The organism is Rhizobium sp. RU20A, from assembly GCF_900155885.1.
GTDB lineage: Bacteria > Pseudomonadota > Alphaproteobacteria > Rhizobiales > Rhizobiaceae > RU20A.
The window spans coordinates 1,213,997-1,231,999 of sequence record NZ_FTMB01000001.1; the positions used below are offsets into that span (position 1 = coordinate 1,213,997).

Consider the following 18,003-nt stretch of genomic DNA (forward strand, 5'->3'; position numbering starts at 1 on the left):
CTCAGGCTTCGCCGCGTGCGCGTTCGCGCAGCCGCAGCCAGTGTTTGATGAAGACGTTGGACAGCGTGTAGGTGATGGCCCACAGGATGATCATCAGCGCCGCGGATCGGCCGACATTGGTCGACTGGAAGAAGTTGAGATAGGCCTCGACCTGGAAGACGGTCAGCGTATCGCCGGGCCCGCCCTGGGTCATGGCGTAGATGATGTCGAATTGCTGGATGCTGTCGAGCAGGCGGAAGAGCGTCGCCGTAAGGATATAGGGCGTCAGCATCGGAAGCGTGATGCGGAAGAATACGAAGCTGCGTGGCACGCCATCGAGCGCTGCCGCCTCGAAGGGCTGGGTCGGCAGCGAGCGCAGACCCGCGAGCAGCAGGATCATAATAAAGGGCGTATAGACCCAGATATCGACGAGCACGACCGTCAAAAGCGCCGTATCCGGAGAGGAGGCCCAGCGGAAATTGTCGATGCCGACGAGCGACAGGAGGTAGCTGAGGATGCCGAAGCCCGGATTGGTCATCAGCTTCCACATCAGCGCTGCCAGCGCCGGCGCCGTCATCAGCGGCAGAAGCAGCATGATCGAAACGAAATTGTTGATGGTCGAGCGGCGCTGCAACAGCAGTGCGATGCCGAGGCCGAGCAACAGTTCCAGCCCGACGGTTATCACCGCATAGCTCAGCGACACCTTCAGCGTGTTCCAGAAGCCGGGGTCGGTCAGGAAGGTCAGGTAATTCTCACCCCAGTTCCACTTGCGCGCATAGGGCTGCGACAGGCGGTAGCGCTGGAAGGAATAGACCACCGCCGTGAAGAACGGGATGAGGATGCCGATGCAGACCAGAAGCGCCGGCAGACTGAGCACGTAGGGAAGAGCGCGCTTCGAAATCTTGAAACCGGAGCCCGATCTGGCGGCTTTGGCGACCGTAGCCATGGGTGTCTCCATTGTGCTGGAGGTGTCGTTGCAACAGCCCTGCCCCGGCGCGGCGCTCGCCGCGGGCCTTGGGAAAGGCTGCATGAAAGGTTCGTACCGGGGCGCGCCGCCAGGGGCCTGCACCACCGCCAGTGTCGGGCCGCCGCGGCGGCCCTTCCGCCATCACCCCCCTGCCCGCAGGCAGAGGGGCGGCATGCCGAGGGAGATACCACGGCACGCCTTCCTCCTCAGGAAGCACTGTTCGCAAGGAGCGCGGAAGACGAAAGGGGTGCGGCCGGACGCAAGGGAGAGCGCGCCCGACCGCGGGGAGAGCCCTGATCAGCCGAGACCGGCTTCCTTGAGCTGGGTGTTGACGCTTTCGGCGAGCTGGTCGAGACCTTCGTCGACCGGCACTTCCTTCGCCACCATCTTCTGCAGCGTTGCCGCCCATTCGGTGGTGAGGTCGAAGAACAGCGGCTGGGGCGTGAACTTGATCGAGGCGCCCGGGGCGGAGGTGTCGTGCATCTCCACATAGCCCGGATAGCTCTTGTTCAGGCGCTCGCGGAACATCTCGTCCTTCCAGACCGACTTGCGGACGGGGTTGACGAAGTCCATCTTCGTGGCGCCGAAGATGGCGTGTTCCGGACCGGAAGCCCACTGCATGAAGTACCAGGTGGCGTCCTTGTCCTTCGAGAAGTTGGACATGGCGAGCGACCAGATCCAGATGTTCGGCGTCGGACCCTTGGCGGCCGGATTGGCGGCAAAGGGCGCGTAGGCCAGCTTGCCGGCCATCTTGTTGCCCGCGCCGTTCATGAAGTAGCCGAGAATGTCGGCGTCGTAGATCATGGCGGAGGCGCCAGCGCCGAGATCGGTCCCGACCTGATACCAGGTGTAGGTCGACCAGTCCTTCGGGCCGCTTTCCTGGATCATCTGCACCCACTTGGCGTGGTAGGCCTTCGATTCGGCCGTGTTCATGGCCGCCGAAAGCTTGCCGTCCTCGGCAACGTTGAGGTCCTTCTGGTCGAAGTTGGCATAGCCGGACAGGAAGCCGGGATGGATCGTCGCCCAGGAACGCGAGCCGCGAACGCCGATGCCGTAAACGCCGCCGCCGACATCCTTGGTGAGCTTGGCAGATGCCGCCACCAGCTCGTCGATGTTCTTGGGAACTTCGACGCCGGCCTTCGAGAACATTTCCTGGTTATAGGAGATGTTGTTCTGCTCGTAGCCCCACGGAATGCACCACTGCTTGGCGTCTTCCGAGCCGAGCTTGCCGCCGGGCACGCCGTTCCAGGCGCAGGAGCCCTTCACGCCTTCGATCATGTCGTCCCAGGCGTAGTTCGGGTTGGTCTTGGCCGGGTCCTTGATCCACTCGTTGAGGTCGGTGATCCAGCCGGCCGGACCATAGGTCCAGGTCATGTAGGCGCCGGTCATGAAGGCGTCGTACTCCGACGAGGAGGACGACAGCGCCGCCGTCACCTTGTCGAAGTAGACGTCTTCCGGGAACACGTCGTAAGTGACCTCGATGCCCGTCAGATCCTTGAAGGTCTGGAGGTTGGCGATCATCGCGTCGGCGTAGGGGTGCTTGTTGAGCAGAAGCTTCAGCTTCTTGCCCGAATGCGCCTTCCAGTCGAAATCGGCGGCCAGCGCCTGCGTCGACATCAGGTTGAACAGCGTACCGGCCGTTCCGGCCATCAGGCCGGCAGCACTCAGGCCCTTCAGCATGCCGCGACGGTCTACCTCACCGCGCAGGAACGCGCTGATCAGGTCTTTTTCCTTTTCATACATCGGTTCTCTCCTCCTTGATGGGTAACATTCGCTCTTCCGAGCATGCCGTCTACCCGACCGGCACCTTCCCGACGGAACCATCCTCCCCGGATGGTGTCCGCCGGCAAATTCTCAATCCTCGCCTTTCACCAGCGCCCGCGCCGTGCGCTCGTCGGTGATGAGGCCGTTCAGCGACCCGCTCTTCAGGACCGATAGCATCGCCGCCGCCTTCACCTTGCCGCCTGCAATCGCCACGGACCGGTTGCGGCGCAGATCTTCCCGCGCCAGCGTGAAGGTGCGGTCCGACAGCGTCGTTTCGATCGGCCGCCCCTCCGCATCAAAAAAGTGGCCAAGGAGTTCGCCGACAGCGCCGGCATCCATGACATCCTGGAACTCCGCCCGCTCGATCATGCCAGTGGCCACCAGCGAAGCCTCCCGCTCGACCGTGCCGATACCAACGAGCAGAAGATCGGCGGAAGCGGCAAGCTCGAAGACCTCGCGCACGCCGCGCTGGCTGAACAGAACGTCGCGATCCTCGACCGTATTGGCGAAGAACGGCACCGGCATCACATAGGCCTCGGCGCGCGTACGCTCGGCCAGACGATGGATCACGTCATGCGGATTGGCCGAAAACTTGCGGGTCAGGCCGCCGAGAAGCGAGACGAACTGCACGCCGTCGCGCGCCATGCGCGGCAGGTACTCGACCGCCGCTGCCAGCGTCCGCCCGTGGCCGACGCCGATCAGCTTGGCGTCGCCGCGCTCGATCTCGCGCTTCAAAAACTGCGCGCCGGCAATGCCGAGCGCCTTCAGCGGCAGGTCGTCCGCATCGAAATCCGGCACGACCTCGCAATAATCCAGCCCGAAACGATCGGCGATCTGCCGTTCCATCTCCACGCATTCGGAAACGTCGCCGTCAATATAAACCTTCACCAGACCGTCCTGGTTGGCCTTCATGATCAGGCGATGGGCCTTCAGCGAGGTGAGACCAAGCCGCTTGGCCACCTCCGCCTGCGTCAGGCCGCCGGCATAGTGAAGCCACGCCGCACGGGTTGCCATGCTGGTCTCATCGTCCCGCAGATTTCCTCCCAGACCGGCCATGCTCCCCATCCCGTCTGCATCCAGCTTGATAAATTTATCGAAGGCTGAAAATTCTTTCGTGCGAAAAATTTCATCGCCTGAAAATTTTGTCAAGCGAATTGCATGCGGCAGCGCATTCATTCCACAGTGCGATGCGGGAGGGATTGGTGTGTGGGCGTTACGGTTGCCGTCAGTCGGCAAGGCCTATCATCACCGAAAGCATGCCGTTGAGAGCCAGCATATCGGCACCGGAAAGATGACCGATCACCGGACCACACTTGGCACGCGGATAGGCCATAACCTTATCCACCATGACCTGTGACACCACCTTGAGACCGTTCTCGGCCGTTGGCTCGACAGTGAGCCGAAAAAAAGGGGCATCGGAAAGCGTACCGGTGATCAAAGCGACCAGCACACTGTCTGCCGCATTGAGAACATCAGATTGAACAATGACCGCCGGGCGCGGTTTTTCGTAATCGCCCTGCGCCGAGACCGTGACGAGATCACCTCTTTTCACGAGTCCGGCCACTCCGTGGCAGCCGCGATGGAATTCAGGGCTTCGGCTTCCTCGGGACGGCCGCGCAAGTGCAAACCTTGCCGCCTGGCTTCGGCGGCAAATTCAGGCCTGCGAGGATCAGGCACCCATATGCGCAGTTGTTTCATGCCCCGACGCTGCTGCTGTTGCCGGTAGCGTTGAAACTTTGTCAGGCCGTCATCGGCGCTGTTGGGCCTCGGCATGGCATTCTCCATCAGTCGCGCGCTACCCTAGCACATCGGTTGCGCGCAACCTAATGATTTCAGATCTGGCAACGAACGGCGCACGGCATTTCGGGCACCCTCCCGCCGCTCCTCGCCTTTACTCCGCCCGGATATGCCCGATCCCCGTGCGCGCGATCGTCTGGAACGATTCCTCATAGCCCGCATCCGCATAGCGGATGACGCCAAGCGCGGTGTCATTCGTCAGCGCATGCTCCAGGCGCTCGGCCGCAGCCTTAGTGCCGTCGGCAACCACGGTCACCCCGCAGCTCGTCATGAAGCCGGCATAGCCGCCGCCGCCGGAGTGCACCACGACGAGGTCGGCCATGGAGGAGGAGAGCAGCATGGCATCGAGGATGGGCCAGTCGGCAATGGCGTCGGACCCGTCCTTCATCCGCTCCGTCATGATGTTCGGATGCGCCATGGCGCCGGCATCGAGGTGATCGCGCGAAAAAGCGACCGGACCGGCGAGCGCTCCTTCTGCAACGAGCCGGTTGACCGCCAGCGCCAGTTCCGTCCGCTCCCCGTGGCCAAGCCAGGCGATGCGGGCCGGCAGTCCTTCGAAGGGCACATGGGCGCGGGCCAGCCGGATCCAGTTGGTGACGATGCGGTTGTCCGGAAACATGTCCAGCAGCAAGTCGTCGATGCGCGCGATGTCGCCCTCCTCACCCGACAGCGCCATCCAGCGGAACGGCCCGATCGCCTGCGCAAACAGCGGTCTCAAATAGGCCTCGGTAAAGATCGGGATATCGAAGGCATCCGCGACACCGCCCTCGCGTGCCTGGGTGCGGATCAGATTGCCATTGTCGAAGACCTCGGCGCCGGCCTTCTGAAAGCCCAGCATCGCCGTCACATGCTCAACGATCGAGGCGCGGCTGGCGGCCATCAACTGGCCCTGCCCGTCCTCGCGAAGACCCCGCACCGTTTCGAGGTTCATGCCCTTCGGCACGTAGCCGTAGACGAGATCATGCGCCGAGGTCTGGTCCGTGACGATGTCGGGAATGATGCCGCGCCGGAGGATCTCCGGATAGATCTCCGCCGCATTGCCGACGAGCCCGACCGACAGGGGCCGCTTCTCCTTCACCGCCTCGGCGATCATCGCGAGCGCCGAATTAAGGTCCGGCGCGATCGCCTCGAGATAGCCGATCGCCTTGCGTTTTTCGGCGCGCACGGGGTCGATGTCGACGCAGAGGATCGCAGCCCCCGCCATGCGGCCCGCCAGCGGCTGGGCCCCGCCCATGCCGCCGAGCCCGGCGGTGAGGATAAAACGTCCGGCAAGCTCGCCGCCGAAGCGTCGCTCGGCAATCCGCATGAAAATTTCGTAGGTGCCCTGGATGACGCCCTGGCTGCCGATATACTGCCATGCGCCTGCCGTCAGCCCGCCCCAGCAGATCAGCCCCTTGCGCTGGAGGTCGTAGAACACCTCCGCCTTGGCCCACTGCCCGACGATGTTGCAATTCGCCATGATCACCAGCGGCGCCTTCGCATGGGTCTTCAGGAGACCCACCGGCTTGCCGGACTGGATGATCAGCGTCTGGTCCTCGCCCATCTCGGTCAGCGCCTTGACGATCGCCCGGTGCGCCGCCCAGTTGCGCGCCGCCTTGCCCAGCGCAGCATAGACCACGAGATTGTCCGGGTCCTCGCCGACCGACAGCACGTTCTCGAGCAGCCGCAGCAGTGCCTCCTGCCGCCACCCCTTTGCACGCAGCTCCGGCCCGCCGGGAATGGGGAAATCGGGATGACGCGGATTGGGTTTCGGCATGCTCGTCTCCTTGTTGGTGCCGAGGGTGGCGCTTCACCCCCCGCTACACGCTCTCCGCCAGCGCATACCGCGCAATCTCGATTCCCATCGCCTTTTCCACCGGCGGATAGACGCTCGGATCGAGCACGCTGGAAGCGAGCGGAATGATCGTCTTCGGCACATGCAGTACGAGGATGCGCATCCCGACATGCAGCTCGCCAACGCTCAAAGGTTCACCCGCCGTCGAAAGCGTCGTGATGACATCGGGGAAGGTGGCGCGCCGTGTGCCGCCGGCATCTTCCACCGCCATGTACTCGTTCATCACATGCAGCACCGTGCGGCCATCGCCAGCGCCCAGCGTCACCATGCCGATGTCGAAGGCTTCCCTGGTGTAGACGACGTCCTTCGCCGTGATCTCGCCCTCGGCAAGGATCGCCCCGCCCGTGGTCTTGACGATGGCGTCGATGACGGCGCTCGCGCCTTTGCCCTCGGCAGCAAGGATCGCCTCACCAAGCGACAGCGCCAGCGAGATGCCGCCGAGTGCCGCGTTCTTGCGCACATAGGAGGCTCTCAGCGGATTGCGGCAGGAGGCGATGAAGCCGCCGGACATGTCGGAGGCCGTGCGCAGGATCGGCGAGACCTTGGCGGTCGCGCCGCGCACCACGAGTTCGATGTAGCGGTTCTCCGCCCGATTGCCGCCCACCGCCGTCTGGATCATGGGTTCGGGCGAGCCGGCCATGCCGATCGAGCCCATGTCGCCGGTCGGGTGCGCGCGGATGTCGCCGACGGCGTCCAGCACCTTCGTGCCGAGAATGGCCGAAGGCAGCCAGCCGTTCAGCGTCGACGACCGCCCGTTCTGCCCCACCATCAGCGCCGCAAGCGGTTCGCCAAGAGCCTCCTGCAGCAACTGCACGGCCTTCACGTAATCGACACCCTGCATTTCCCAGGCGGTCGTGGAGGCCGGAGCGCCGATCGCGGCCGCCGTCGCCACCCAGTCGTCATCGGAGAGTTCGTCGATATCGACCAGCTCCGGCCGGCCGATGGAGACGGCAGCATGGCCGAGCATGCGGCCGTGATCGGCCCAGCCCCCGCCGCCCGCCGCATAGATCGAACCGCCGCGCACGGCCGCCTCGACATCCGTCTCCTTAAGAATACGTCCCATCGGTTCCGATCTCCTGCAGGGTTTTGTCGAGACGCCGCACGGCCTCGTAGAGAACCGCGGCGCCGAGCGTGATGTCGTCCGTATCGGCCCACTCGTCCGGCGCATGGGACCGCCCGTCGCGGCAGGCGACGAAGATCATCGCGGAGCGCGTAATCCGCGCCATCCAGGCCGCATCGTGACCGGCGCCAGAGGCCATGCGCCGACGCTTGGCACCGAGCTGCATGCAAGCCGTGTCCAGCGCATCGATGAGGATGAGGTCCGATGGTGTCGGCGGATTGTCGGAGATCACCTTTGGGGCTGCGATCTCCGCGCCCGTCTCTGCCATCACCGCGCCGACAAGCGCGCGCACGGCGTCCAGAAAGCTGTCCATCCGCGCCCGGTCCTCGGCCCGCGCGTCGATCAGCAGCCGCGCCCGTGACGGCACGACATTGGCCGCATTCGGCTCGATCGAGAATTCACCCACCGTGGCGGTAAAATGTGTCGGCCCGTCCGAAAGCCGCCGCGCGATCGTCTCCACGCCCGTCACCAGCCGCGCGGCCGCGGCGAGCGCGTCGATCCGCCGGCCCATCGGCGTCGTGCCGGCATGGTCGGCCCGGCCCTCCACCACGATCTCGACGCGCGTGATACCGGCAATAGCGGTGACGAGGCCGATATCGCAGCGTTCCGCCTCCAGAACCGGCCCCTGCTCGATATGCAGTTCGAGAAAGGCGCGAATGTCCGTGCGCTTCGAGACGGCAAGCCGGGAGGGATCACCGCCCGCCTCGATGATGCCCTGCCGCAACGTCAGTTCGCCCGCCTGCCGGCTCAGCCACCCATCCGGCAGGACACCCGCCATGCCGCGGCTGCCGATGCAGGAGACGCCGAAGATCGAAACCTCTTCAGCGAGAAAATCGACGATCTCCAGGTCGTGATCCAGCCGGACACCGTTTTCCTCCAGCGCCCGCGCAACCGCCAGCGCCGCGGCAACGCCGGCAATGCCGTCGAATCGTCCGCCTTCCGGCACCGTATCGGAGTGCGAGCCGAGCATGATGGTGCCGAGGCCCGCCTTCTTGCCGCGCCGCCGGCCGATGAGATTGCCAGCCGCGTCGATGCGCGTTTCAAGCCCGGCAGCCCGGAAAGCCGCCGCTAGGAATGCGCGGCCTTCGAGAAAGAGCGGCGTGAAGGCGCGGCGCGTATAGGGCCTGTCCGGCTCCGAGATCCGGGCGAGGCCCATGATAAGATCGCCGATGGCCGCTGCACGCACCGGCAGATTGCCGTCGAGCGCCGCCATCATGCCCGCCACTCCGCCGCGATCGAGGCTGGTGGGCGCACGAATGCGCCGGTTCCCGGCTCCGCCACCACCTGACGGCCGTCGAACACCTGGTGCCCGCGCAGCCACGTGCCCGCCACCCGCCAGGGAAGCGTGATGCCATTATAGGGCGACCAGCCCACCACATTGTGCCCGCTCGCCGCCGCATCATAGGTGAAGGGCTCCGGCGTCAGCACGGCGATATCGGCATCCTTGCCGATCTCCAGCGCGCCCTTGCGGTCGTCGATGCGGAAATGCCGGGCCGGGTTCTTCGCCATCAGTTCGGCTGCCCGCGTCAAAGGAATGCCGCGTTGCAGCGCCGTTTTGATGAAGAGCGGCAGCATGACCTCCAGCCCCGGCACGCCCGACGCATTCTTCAGCATATCCGGATCGGTCTTGCGGTCCTCCGACCAGCTGACATGGTCGGTCGAAACCAGCGTGACATTGCCTGCTGCTACATGCCGCCACAGCGCTTCGACTTCGGCGCGCGGGCGGACCGGCGGGTTGATCTTCGCCTTGCCGCCAAGCCGCCGTACGTCGTTTTCCTCGTCCAGAACGAGATAGTGGATGCAGCATTCGATGGTCGCCGCGTGGCCACTCGCCCGATAGGCGGCGGCAAGCGCGTAGCCGCGCGACAGCGAGCAATGCACCACATGGGCGGGGCAGCCGGTCTCGGCGCCGGTCTCGTAGATCTGCGTCGTCGCAAGAAGCTCGGCAAGCGGCGGGCGTGACAGGGCGTGCGCCCGCCAATCTGTGATCCCGCTGGCCCGCACGGCGGCCATCGCCGCGCGCACCGTCTCGTCGTCCTCATTGTGCACGCCAGCCGCAAGGCCGGTCGGGGCGATGGCCCGGAAGCAATCGGCGAGAAGGTTCGGCGCGATGCGCGGAAACCGCTTCGGGTCCGTGCCGAAGGTCGAGAACTTGAAGGCGGCAACGCCCGCCTCCACCATCTCGCCGATCCGTGCCGGCCCCTCCTCCGGGTCGATCGTGCCATAGAGCGCAAAATCGACCCGCGCCTGAGCGCCCGCATGGGCGATCTTGCGGCGGACCGCATCGCCGGAGCAAACGAGGTCGCCCTCGTCGTAGGGCATGTCAACGATCGTCGTGACGCCACCCGCCGCCGCCGAGCGCGTCGACCAGACGAAGTCCTCCTGGTTTTTCTGCGACAGCGAATGCACCTGCGCATCGATGGCGCCGGGCAGGATCAGCGCACCACCCAGATCGTGCCGCTCGCGGGCGGCGGGCATGGCACCCTGGCCGATCAAGGCCACCTTGCCGTCGCGGACGGCCACGTGGCCCGCCTCGACGATGCGATCAGCGAGCACCACGGTGCCCTTCAAAACGAGATCGAAATCGCCCATCAGCCCGCCTCCCGGCCCGTTGAAACAGGAACCGCCCCGCTTCCCAGCGCAAAGCAGCCGTCGAACTGCGGCATCGGCGCCAGCGCAATGAGGTCGGCAAGGAAATCGTCCGCCGCAAAACTCCGGTCGAGCGCCTCGATTTCCAGCGACAGCGGCCGGTCCTCACAATAGGTCGGGCTCGTTGCCCGCACCCGCTCGTAAGCAAGCCGCGCCACGCCGTCCGGCGTATCGCCGGTCAGATCGATCGCCTGCGCCGACAGCATGGCCTCGATAGCGGCCATCTGGCGCAGGTCGCGCACCTGCGTCTCCATGCGCTCAACGATCAGCGGCAGGAAGGTCGCCTCCTCCTCCAGCCCGCCGGCCACGATGATCGACTGGGCCGAAAGCGGGACGGCGAGCGACTGCACGCGCATGTAAAGCTCCACCACCAGCTTCATCAGAGGCCCCATGCCGGTCGCCACCCTGTCGGGCATTACGAGATTGACCGGGAGATTGCGGCGCACGCCGTTGGTGAGCTGGATACAGCGGTTGAGAATGTTGCGGGCCACATGGGAAAAGGCGATCTGCGCCGTCTCGACATAAAGTGCGACGGTCAGCGGCAGGGAGGCGCCCGACGCCATCACACGCCCGTCCATGACCACCGGATTGTCGTCGGAAACATGCGTCGCCTCCACGATACGGCCGGCCGCGACCAGCAGAGTATCGACCGCCGCCCCGAAGACCTGCGCCGTCATGCGCAGCGACAGGGGGTCATGCACGGCCGACGGTTCCGGCCAGCCGTCCTCGCGCGCCTGATCGGCCAGCCACCCGGCCGCCAGCGCCTCGCCGCGCGTGCCAAGCGCTGCCGCAACGGTCCAGGGGTCGGCTGAAGCGCCAAGCGCCAGGGAAGAGAGCAAACCCGTCGAAAGCGCCACCCGCAGCGCCCCGGCCGCCTCGCGCAGGACGTCGGAGGTGGCGGCAAAGGCGATCGCATTGGTGCTGAGCGCTGCCAGAGCATCGCGTGGGCGAAGCCTGAGCGGCTGAAGCCCCGCCTGCCGCAGCGCCTCTCCGGCCGGCAGCAGCATGCCGTTGTAGAAGGCCTCGCCGCTGCCCGTCAGCGCCGCCGCAATCTGCCCCATCAGGCCGATATCGGCGCAGCCGATGGAACCGTGCCGACGCACCGCCGGGATGATCCCGCAACGGAAGAGATCGGCAAAGGCGAGGATCAATTGCGGGCTGCACCCGGTATGGCCGGTCAGCGCCGTGTTGATGCGGATCGCCAGCGCCTTGCGCACCGTCGGTGCGGAAAAGAAGGGGCCCGTGCCGAAATTGTGGGCGCGCACCAGCGCCGCATTGAAGGCCTCGATATCGTCGTCGCTCCACAGCCGGTCCTTCATAGAGCCGACGCCGGTGTTGGAACCGTAGACTGGAAGACCCGCCGCCATGCTCTCCAGCACGACATCATGCGCCGCAGCCGCCTTTGCCAGCCCGGCCTTTCCCGGCACAGGCACCAGCGCCCCGCGCCCGATGGCGTCGAGCGTGGCGAAGTCGAGCGGCTGGCCCATCAGCACGAGCGGAAAGGATGTCGGCATGCGCTTGCTGTCTCCGGCAATGCGCGCCTGAAAGATAAGGAACTCAGGGCTCCGGCGCATCGCGTGTGATGGCAATGCTATGCCCAAGGCGCGCCGGCATGCTATATCCCAAAATCGGTACACCCTATGTTGAACGGCGAACACGTCGAGAACGTGCCGCCCAAACCGGGAGGGCGAAGCGAACCGGCGCAAAACCACGCGAGAAGCGCCCGCCGCCTAACCACCGGGGCCCATGCCCCTGAATGGATCCATCATGGATATTGCCGCCATCGCCGTCTGCGTCGCCGTGATCGAAGCCGGTGGCATTCGTGCCGCCGCGCGTGTAACGGGCCGCCCGGCCGCCAGCGTCAGCGCCGCCATGCGCCGCGTCGAGGCAGCGCTCTCCCTTCCCCTCCTGCGACGCGAGGCGCAGGCGACCGTCCCGACCGTCGAGGCGCGACGCCGCCTGCCCGAATTGAGAGCCATCGCACGCGCCGCTGAGATGCTGGCACCGCGAGGCCGGGAAGGCGCTGACGGCGACGTGACCACCCTGACGATCAGCCTCACCGTCCTCTTCCGTTTCGTGGCGCTGGCCGATGGCGGCTCGATCCGCGCCACGGCCGCCCGCCTCGGCATCGGCCAGCCGCAACTGTCGCGCCAGATCGCGGCGCTGGAGGCGGATACCGGCCGCAAGCTCGTCGAGCGCCAGCGGGACGGCGTGCGCCTGACCGCCGAGGGCGCCGCCCTGCTGCCGGTGATGCGGGGGATCGTGGATCGCTGGCAAAGGCTCGCCGCCGGATCGGGGCTCCGGTTCCGCCACAGCGCCACCACCTGGCGGCTCGGCACCATCATGCCGCTCGGTCCGGAGAGCCGCATCGCCCGCCTGCTCGCCGCCCTTCTCGACCGCTGGCATCGCGAGCGACCGCGCCAGCCGCTCTACCTCTCCTCCACGACAGCCGACGAACTGATCGCAGGCCTGCGCCACCGCCGTTTCGACGCCGCACTTCTGGATGTGGCGGACCTGCCGACCGGCGTCGAAGGTCGCCCGGTGGCGAGCGCGGGCCTTGCCCTGATGGCCGCGCGGCGCCCCGGCGAAGACACCGCCGGGGCGCGCCCGCAAAGCCTTCTTGCCGGTCGGCCACTGGCCCTGCCGAGCCCGCAGAGCGGCCTGCGCCAGATCGCCAACCGCTATCTTGATGACACCTTCGACGGCGGGCAGCGGCAACGACTGCACCTGGCCGAGGTCGATTCCATCCCCGTCATCCTCAATCTCGTGCTGCATCACGGATACGCCGCCATCCTGCCCGAGACAGCCGTTGCCGCCCCACCCGGCAATCTCCTCGTGCTGCCGCTGCCGGATGAGTACCGTCAGACGCTCTCCCTCGTCTGGCTGCCCGAACCCGCCGCGCGGGACGGGGCGCAAGCCGTGCTGTCCATGCTGCACGACCTCTCCCGCGCAGCCATGCAGCCGGAATCGGATTGGCAGCCGGCCGGGACAAGGACCTGATCCGACTCACCTTTCCGGCCTCACTTGAATCAGTTTCTCAAAGACGTCACCCGGCCCTCTGGCCACCCGTGCGTCGCCGCGTTTCCGTCGGACTTTCGCGGTAGTGCGCCCGGTAGCTGCGCGAGAAGGCGGCGGCCGAATTGAAGCCGGCAAAAGCCGCGATATCGGCAAAGGCCTCCCGCGTTTCGATCACCCGCCGCCGCGCCGCATTCAGCCTCAGCGCCATGTAGTGGGCGTGCGGCGCCACCCCCATGGTCGCCTGGAAGAGATCCTGCAAATGCCGCGCGCTGACGCCGATTTTCCGGGCGAGCCGCGCCAGCGTCAGCGGCGCCTCGACGGAGGCTTCCATCAGCCGGATCGCTTCCGCCACCCGCTCGTCCTTGATCCGCATCGTGCCGAGTGGCGCCACCTGCAACAAGCGGTCCACCGGTTCCTGCTCGTAGATGAAGAGGCGCGACACTTCGAGCGCCAGCGAATAGCCCTGTCGCCGGCGGATGATTTCCAACATCAGGTCCAGCGTCGGTAGCGAACCGCCCGTGGTGATCCGTTTGCCGTCGATGACGAAGCGGTCGCCACCGACGGCGATTTGCGGATAAGTCGTCTCGAATTCCGTCCTGTCCTCCCAGTGCACCGTCACCCGGTGGCCGTCGAGCAGGCTCGATTCGGCCAGCAGCCAGCTCCCCGATTCGATGCCCGCCATCAGGCTGCGATGGCGCGCGGCCTGCGAGAGCTGCATGCGCAATTGCGCGGTGGCGCTGCGCTGCCAGTTGTAGCTGGAGAGAATGAAGAGCGGCCGTGTCTCCCGCTCCACCCGGAAAGCGCCGGCGACGGGGATGGGGATGCCTCCCTTGGTCTCGATCGGCGCGCCATCGGGCGAAAACACCCGCCAGTCATAAAGCGCCTGCCCGGAAATGCGGTTGGCGGCGCGCAACGGCTCGATGACCGAGGCGACGAGGATAAGATTGGTTTCCGGCAGCACGAGAAGGTCGATCTCCAGCCGCTCGTCCGTCCGCTCCAGCATCGTTCCCTCCCCACAAGCACTGAAACTGTAAAGAAGAGTTCCGAAAATGCAAAGCGGAGCGACAAAACCTGTACCTTAATGGGTTTAACGACAAAAGAGGGAACATCACATGCCGCTCGCCATGAACCGCGATGTCTTCATCACCTGCGCCGTCACCGGGGCCGGCGACACGACCGGAAAATCGGCGCATGTGCCGAAATCGCCGAAGGAAATCGCCGCCTCGGCCATCGACGCCGCCAAGGCCGGCGCCGCCATCGTGCATTGCCATGTGCGCGATCCCGAGACCGGTGCCGCCAGCCGCCGCAACGATCTTTACCGCGAAGTGACCGACCTCATCCGCGCTGCCGACGTGGACGTCGTGCTGAACCTGACGGCCGGCATGGGCGGCGACCTGATTTTCGGAAATGTCGAACAGCCCCTGCCGCTGAACCCCAATGGCACCGACATGGCCGGCGCCACCGAGCGCGTCAGCCACGTCGCCGAATGCCTGCCGGAAATCTGCACGCTCGACTGCGGCACGATGAACTTCTCGCTCGGCGACTACGTCATGACCAACACGCCCTCCATGCTGCGTGCCATGGCCAAGCTGATGACGGATCTTGGCGTGCGCCCGGAAATTGAAGCCTTCGACACCGGCCATCTCTGGTTCGCCAAGCAGCTTGTCGAGGAAGGCCTGATCGAGGACCCGGTCCTCATCCAGCTCTGCATGGGCATTCCGTGGGGCGCGCCCGACGATCTCAACACCTTCATGGCCATGGTCAACAACGTGCCGGCCAACTGGACTTTCTCGGCCTTCTCCATCGGCCGCAACGCCATGGCCTATCCGGCCGCCGCGATCCTGGCCGGTGGCAATGTCCGCGTCGGTCTCGAAGACAATCTCTATGTCGGCAAGGGCCAGCTCGCCACCAATGCGCAGCTCGTCGAAAAGGCCGCCAACGTCATCGAGAATATGGGTGCCCGCATCATCGGCCCGGCCGAGGTGCGCGAGAAGCTGAAGCTGACCAAGCGCGCACCCCGCTCCTGAGACAGACTGCGCTTGACCCCGCCCCTTTCCTCGACGCGAAAACGGAAACTCGGATCATGACCACCATCACCAAGGCCGCCTGCATCGGCGGCGGCGTCATCGGCGGGGCCTGGGCAGCGCGCTTCGCGCTCGCCGGCATCGACGTTGCGATATACGACCCCCACCCGGAAGCCGCCCGCATCGTCGGCGAAGTCATGGCGAATGCCGAGCGCGCCTACGGCCTTCTCACCATGGCGCCGCTGCCGCCGAAGGGCACGCTCACGTTCTGCAACAGCATTGCCGAAGCCGTCGAAGGTGCTGACTGGATTCAGGAAAGCGTGCCCGAGCGCCTCGAACTGAAGCGCGGCGTCATCAACCAGATCGATGCGGCCGCAAGCCCGACGGCGCTGATCGGCTCCTCCACCTCGGGCCTCCTGCCGAGCGATCTGCAGGCGGAAATGACGCATCCCGAGCGCCTTTTCGTCGCCCACCCCTACAACCCCGTCTACCTGCTACCGCTGGTGGAACTCGTCGGCGGCAACAAGACCTCCGCCGCGACCATCGAGAAGGCCAAGGCGGGCGTCGCCCAGATCGGCATGAAGGGCGTCGTCATCGCCAAGGAAATCGAGGCCTTCGTCGGCGACCGCCTGCTGGAAGCCCTCTGGCGCGAAGCCCTGTGGCTCATCAAGGACGACATCTGCGACACCGAGACGCTCGACGATGTCATGCGCTATTCCTTCGGCATGCGCTGGGCGCAGATGGGTCTTTTCGAAACCTATCGCATCGCGGGCGGCGAGGCAGGCATGCGCCACTTCCTCGCCCAGTTCGGCCCCTGCCTGCAATGGCCCTGGACGAAGTTCACCGACGTCGTCGATCTCGATGACGCGCTGGTGGAAAAAATCGGCGCACAGTCGGACGCCCAGGCCAAGGGCCGCTCGATCCGCGAACTCGAGCGTATCCGCGACGAAAACCTCGTCGGCATCATGCAGGCGCTGAAGGCGGGCAATGGCGGCGAAGGCTGGGGCGCCGGCAAGCTGCTCGCCGATTTCGAAAAGCGCCTCTGGGCCGAGGCCGGCAGCAAGGAAACCGCGCTCGACACCGCCGCACCCCTGCGCCTCCTCGACACCCGCGTCAACGCCGCCTGGGTCGATTACAACGGCCACATGACCGAGCACCGCTACCTCCAGCTCTTCGGCGACACCTCCGACGCCCTGCTGCGCCTGATCGGCGTCGATTTCGCCTATGTCGAGGCCGGCCACAGCTATTATACGGTCGAAACCCACATCCGCCATCTCGGCGAGGCCAAGCTCGGCCAGAGGCTCTTCACCACGCTGCAGATCCTCTCCCACGACGACAAGCGCCTGCACTTCTTCTCGACCGTCAACGACGCCGAGACCGGCGCGGTGCTGGCGACCGCCGAGCAGATCATGCTGCATGTCGATAGCGCCGCCGGCAAATCCGCGCCGGCCCCATCCGCCGTGCTGGAGAAGATCGCCGCGATCGCAGACGCCCATGCACGCCTGCCCGCCCCCGAGGGCGTCGGCCGGCATGTCGGCCAGAAGCGGGCGTGAGCTAGGGAGGACCGAGCCATGAATTTCGCCCTGACACCCGAACAGGAGATGATCGTCGACACGGTGCGCAGCTTCGTGGAGACGGAAATCTATCCGCATGAAAACGAGGTGGAGCGCACCGGCCACGTGCCGCCCGAACTCGGCAAGGAGATTGCCGACAAGTGCAAGGCGCTCGGCTTCTACGCCTGCAACTTCCCGGAAGAGGTCGGCGGCGCGGGCCTCGACCACACCTCCTTTACGCTGGTGGAGCGCGAGCTCGGCCGCGGCTCCATGGGCCTCACCGTCTTCTTCGGCCGCCCCTCCGGCATCCTGATGGCCTGCGAGGGCGAGCAGCGCGAACGGTATCTGCTGCCGGCCGTGCGCGGTGACCGCGTCGATGCGCTCGCCATGACCGAGCCGGATGCCGGCTCCGACGTGCGCGGCATGAAATGCATGGCGAAGAAGGATGGCGACGACTGGATCATCAACGGCTCCAAGCACTTCATCAGCCATGCCGATCTTGCCGATTTCGTCATCGTCTTCGTGGCGAGCGGCGAGGAAGACACGCCGCGCGGCAAGAAGAAGCTGATCACCTGCTTCCTCGTCGATCGCGGCACGCCGGGCTTCGAAATCCGCGAGGGCTACAGCTCCGTTTCGCATCGCGGCTACAAGAACTGCATCCTGACCTTCGACGACTGCCGCGTGCCGGCCTCGCAGGTTCTCGGCGAAGTGCACAAGGGCTTCGACATCGCCAACGACTGGCTCTACGCCACGCGCCTGACGGTCGCCGCCACGTCCGTCGGCCGGGCCCGCCGTGCCTTCGACTACGCACTTTCCTACGCCGCCGAGCGCAAGCAGTTCGGCAAGCCGATCGGCGCCAACCAGGGCGTCTCCTTCAAGCTCGCCGACATGATCACGGAAATCGACGCCGCCGATCTCCTGACGCTGTCGGCCGCCTGGCGCCTCGACAACAAGCTGCCGGCCAACCGCGAGATTGCGTCCGCCAAGCTCTACGCGACCGAAATGCTCGCCCGCGTCACCGACGAGGCGATCCAGATCCATGGCGGCATGGGCCTGATGGATGACCTGCCGCTCGCCCGCTTCTGGCGCGATGCCCGCGTCGAGCGCATCTGGGACGGCACCTCCGAAATCCAGCGGCACATCATCAGCCGCGATCTCTTGCGGCCTTTGGGGGCGTGAGGATGGTGGTGAGGCGACTGTGCTCGGGGCATACCCCCCTCTGCCCTGCCGGGCATCTCCCCCGCAAAGGGGGAGATCGGCTAGGGGCAGCCTCCGCACGACCATTTGGCCTAACCGGC

At 65.9% G+C, this 18,003-nt stretch carries 15 protein-coding genes; 4 read left to right on the forward strand and 11 right to left on the reverse strand.

Going from position 1 to position 18,003, the window contains the following annotated elements:
- Position 1: 1 nt before the first annotated feature.
- From F3H41_RS05875 to F3H41_RS05920, 10 genes are all read right to left on the reverse strand, one after another.
- Positions 2-925 (reverse strand): sugar ABC transporter permease, encoded by a 924-nt coding sequence (locus F3H41_RS05875; RefSeq protein WP_149737645.1) that lies wholly within the window; start codon positions 923-925, stop codon positions 2-4.
- A gap of 318 nt (positions 926-1,243) precedes the next feature.
- Positions 1,244-2,689 (reverse strand): extracellular solute-binding protein, encoded by a 1,446-nt coding sequence (locus F3H41_RS05880; RefSeq protein ID WP_149737646.1) that lies wholly within the window; start codon positions 2,687-2,689, stop codon positions 1,244-1,246.
- A 111-nt stretch (positions 2,690-2,800) separates the two neighbouring features.
- Positions 2,801-3,766 carry a sugar-binding transcriptional regulator gene (locus F3H41_RS05885; protein WP_188129351.1) on the reverse strand — a complete coding sequence of 322 codons (966 nt, stop codon included), beginning with the start codon at positions 3,764-3,766 and terminating at the stop codon, positions 2,801-2,803.
- Positions 3,767-3,935: 169 nt separating this feature from the next.
- Positions 3,936-4,262: a type II toxin-antitoxin system PemK/MazF family toxin gene (locus F3H41_RS05890; protein WP_149737648.1), complete on the reverse strand. Its 327-nt coding sequence runs from the start codon at positions 4,260-4,262 to the stop codon at positions 3,936-3,938.
- Complete coding sequence (locus F3H41_RS05895; RefSeq protein WP_149738231.1) at positions 4,259-4,483, reverse strand: antitoxin MazE-like protein; 225 nt, start codon at positions 4,481-4,483, stop codon at positions 4,259-4,261. The genes F3H41_RS05890 and F3H41_RS05895 overlap by 4 nt, the downstream gene beginning before the upstream one ends.
- 118 nt (positions 4,484-4,601) lie before the next feature.
- The gene (locus F3H41_RS05900) at positions 4,602-6,263 is read right to left on the reverse strand and encodes a urocanate hydratase (RefSeq protein ID WP_149737649.1); all 1,662 of its coding nucleotides are present in this window, start codon (positions 6,261-6,263) and stop codon (positions 4,602-4,604) included.
- 43 nt (positions 6,264-6,306) lie between these two features.
- On the reverse strand, positions 6,307-7,404 hold the full coding sequence (locus F3H41_RS05905) for a DUF917 domain-containing protein (RefSeq protein WP_149737650.1): 1,098 nt from the start codon (positions 7,402-7,404) through the stop codon (positions 6,307-6,309).
- Positions 7,388-8,674 carry a Zn-dependent hydrolase gene (locus F3H41_RS05910; RefSeq protein ID WP_149738232.1) on the reverse strand — a complete coding sequence of 429 codons (1,287 nt, stop codon included), beginning with the start codon at positions 8,672-8,674 and terminating at the stop codon, positions 7,388-7,390. Before F3H41_RS05910 ends, F3H41_RS05905 begins: the two co-directional genes overlap by 17 nt.
- Positions 8,674-10,053: an amidohydrolase family protein gene (locus tag F3H41_RS05915; RefSeq protein ID WP_149737651.1), complete on the reverse strand. Its 1,380-nt coding sequence runs from the start codon at positions 10,051-10,053 to the stop codon at positions 8,674-8,676. Before F3H41_RS05915 ends, F3H41_RS05910 begins: the two co-directional genes overlap by 1 nt.
- Positions 10,053-11,624: an aromatic amino acid lyase gene (locus F3H41_RS05920; RefSeq protein ID WP_149737652.1), complete on the reverse strand. Its 1,572-nt coding sequence runs from the start codon at positions 11,622-11,624 to the stop codon at positions 10,053-10,055. Before F3H41_RS05920 ends, F3H41_RS05915 begins: the two co-directional genes overlap by 1 nt.
- Positions 11,625-11,877: 253 nt before the next feature.
- On the opposite strand from F3H41_RS05920, the gene F3H41_RS05925 reads away from it, so the two are divergent.
- Positions 11,878-13,110 carry a LysR family transcriptional regulator gene (locus tag F3H41_RS05925; protein ID WP_188129352.1) on the forward strand — a complete coding sequence of 411 codons (1,233 nt, stop codon included), beginning with the start codon at positions 11,878-11,880 and terminating at the stop codon, positions 13,108-13,110.
- Between the two features lie 46 nt (positions 13,111-13,156).
- Here the strand turns inward: F3H41_RS05925 and F3H41_RS05930 are convergent, their stop codons facing one another.
- Positions 13,157-14,131 carry a GlxA family transcriptional regulator gene (locus F3H41_RS05930; protein ID WP_149737654.1) on the reverse strand — a complete coding sequence of 325 codons (975 nt, stop codon included), beginning with the start codon at positions 14,129-14,131 and terminating at the stop codon, positions 13,157-13,159.
- A gap of 109 nt (positions 14,132-14,240) precedes the next feature.
- Here F3H41_RS05930 and F3H41_RS05935 point away from each other — a divergent pair, with 109 nt between their 5' ends.
- The 3 genes from F3H41_RS05935 to F3H41_RS05945 are packed head-to-tail and all read left to right on the forward strand — an operon-like array spanning position 14,241 to position 17,884.
- Complete coding sequence (locus F3H41_RS05935; protein WP_149737655.1) at positions 14,241-15,155, forward strand: 3-keto-5-aminohexanoate cleavage protein; 915 nt, start codon at positions 14,241-14,243, stop codon at positions 15,153-15,155.
- A gap of 56 nt (positions 15,156-15,211) precedes the next feature.
- Positions 15,212-16,705 carry a carnitine 3-dehydrogenase gene (locus F3H41_RS05940; RefSeq protein WP_149737656.1) on the forward strand — a complete coding sequence of 498 codons (1,494 nt, stop codon included), beginning with the start codon at positions 15,212-15,214 and terminating at the stop codon, positions 16,703-16,705.
- An 18-nt stretch (positions 16,706-16,723) separates the two neighbouring features.
- Positions 16,724-17,884 carry an acyl-CoA dehydrogenase family protein gene (locus F3H41_RS05945; RefSeq protein WP_149737657.1) on the forward strand — a complete coding sequence of 387 codons (1,161 nt, stop codon included), beginning with the start codon at positions 16,724-16,726 and terminating at the stop codon, positions 17,882-17,884.
- Positions 17,885-18,003: the final 119 nt, after the last annotated feature.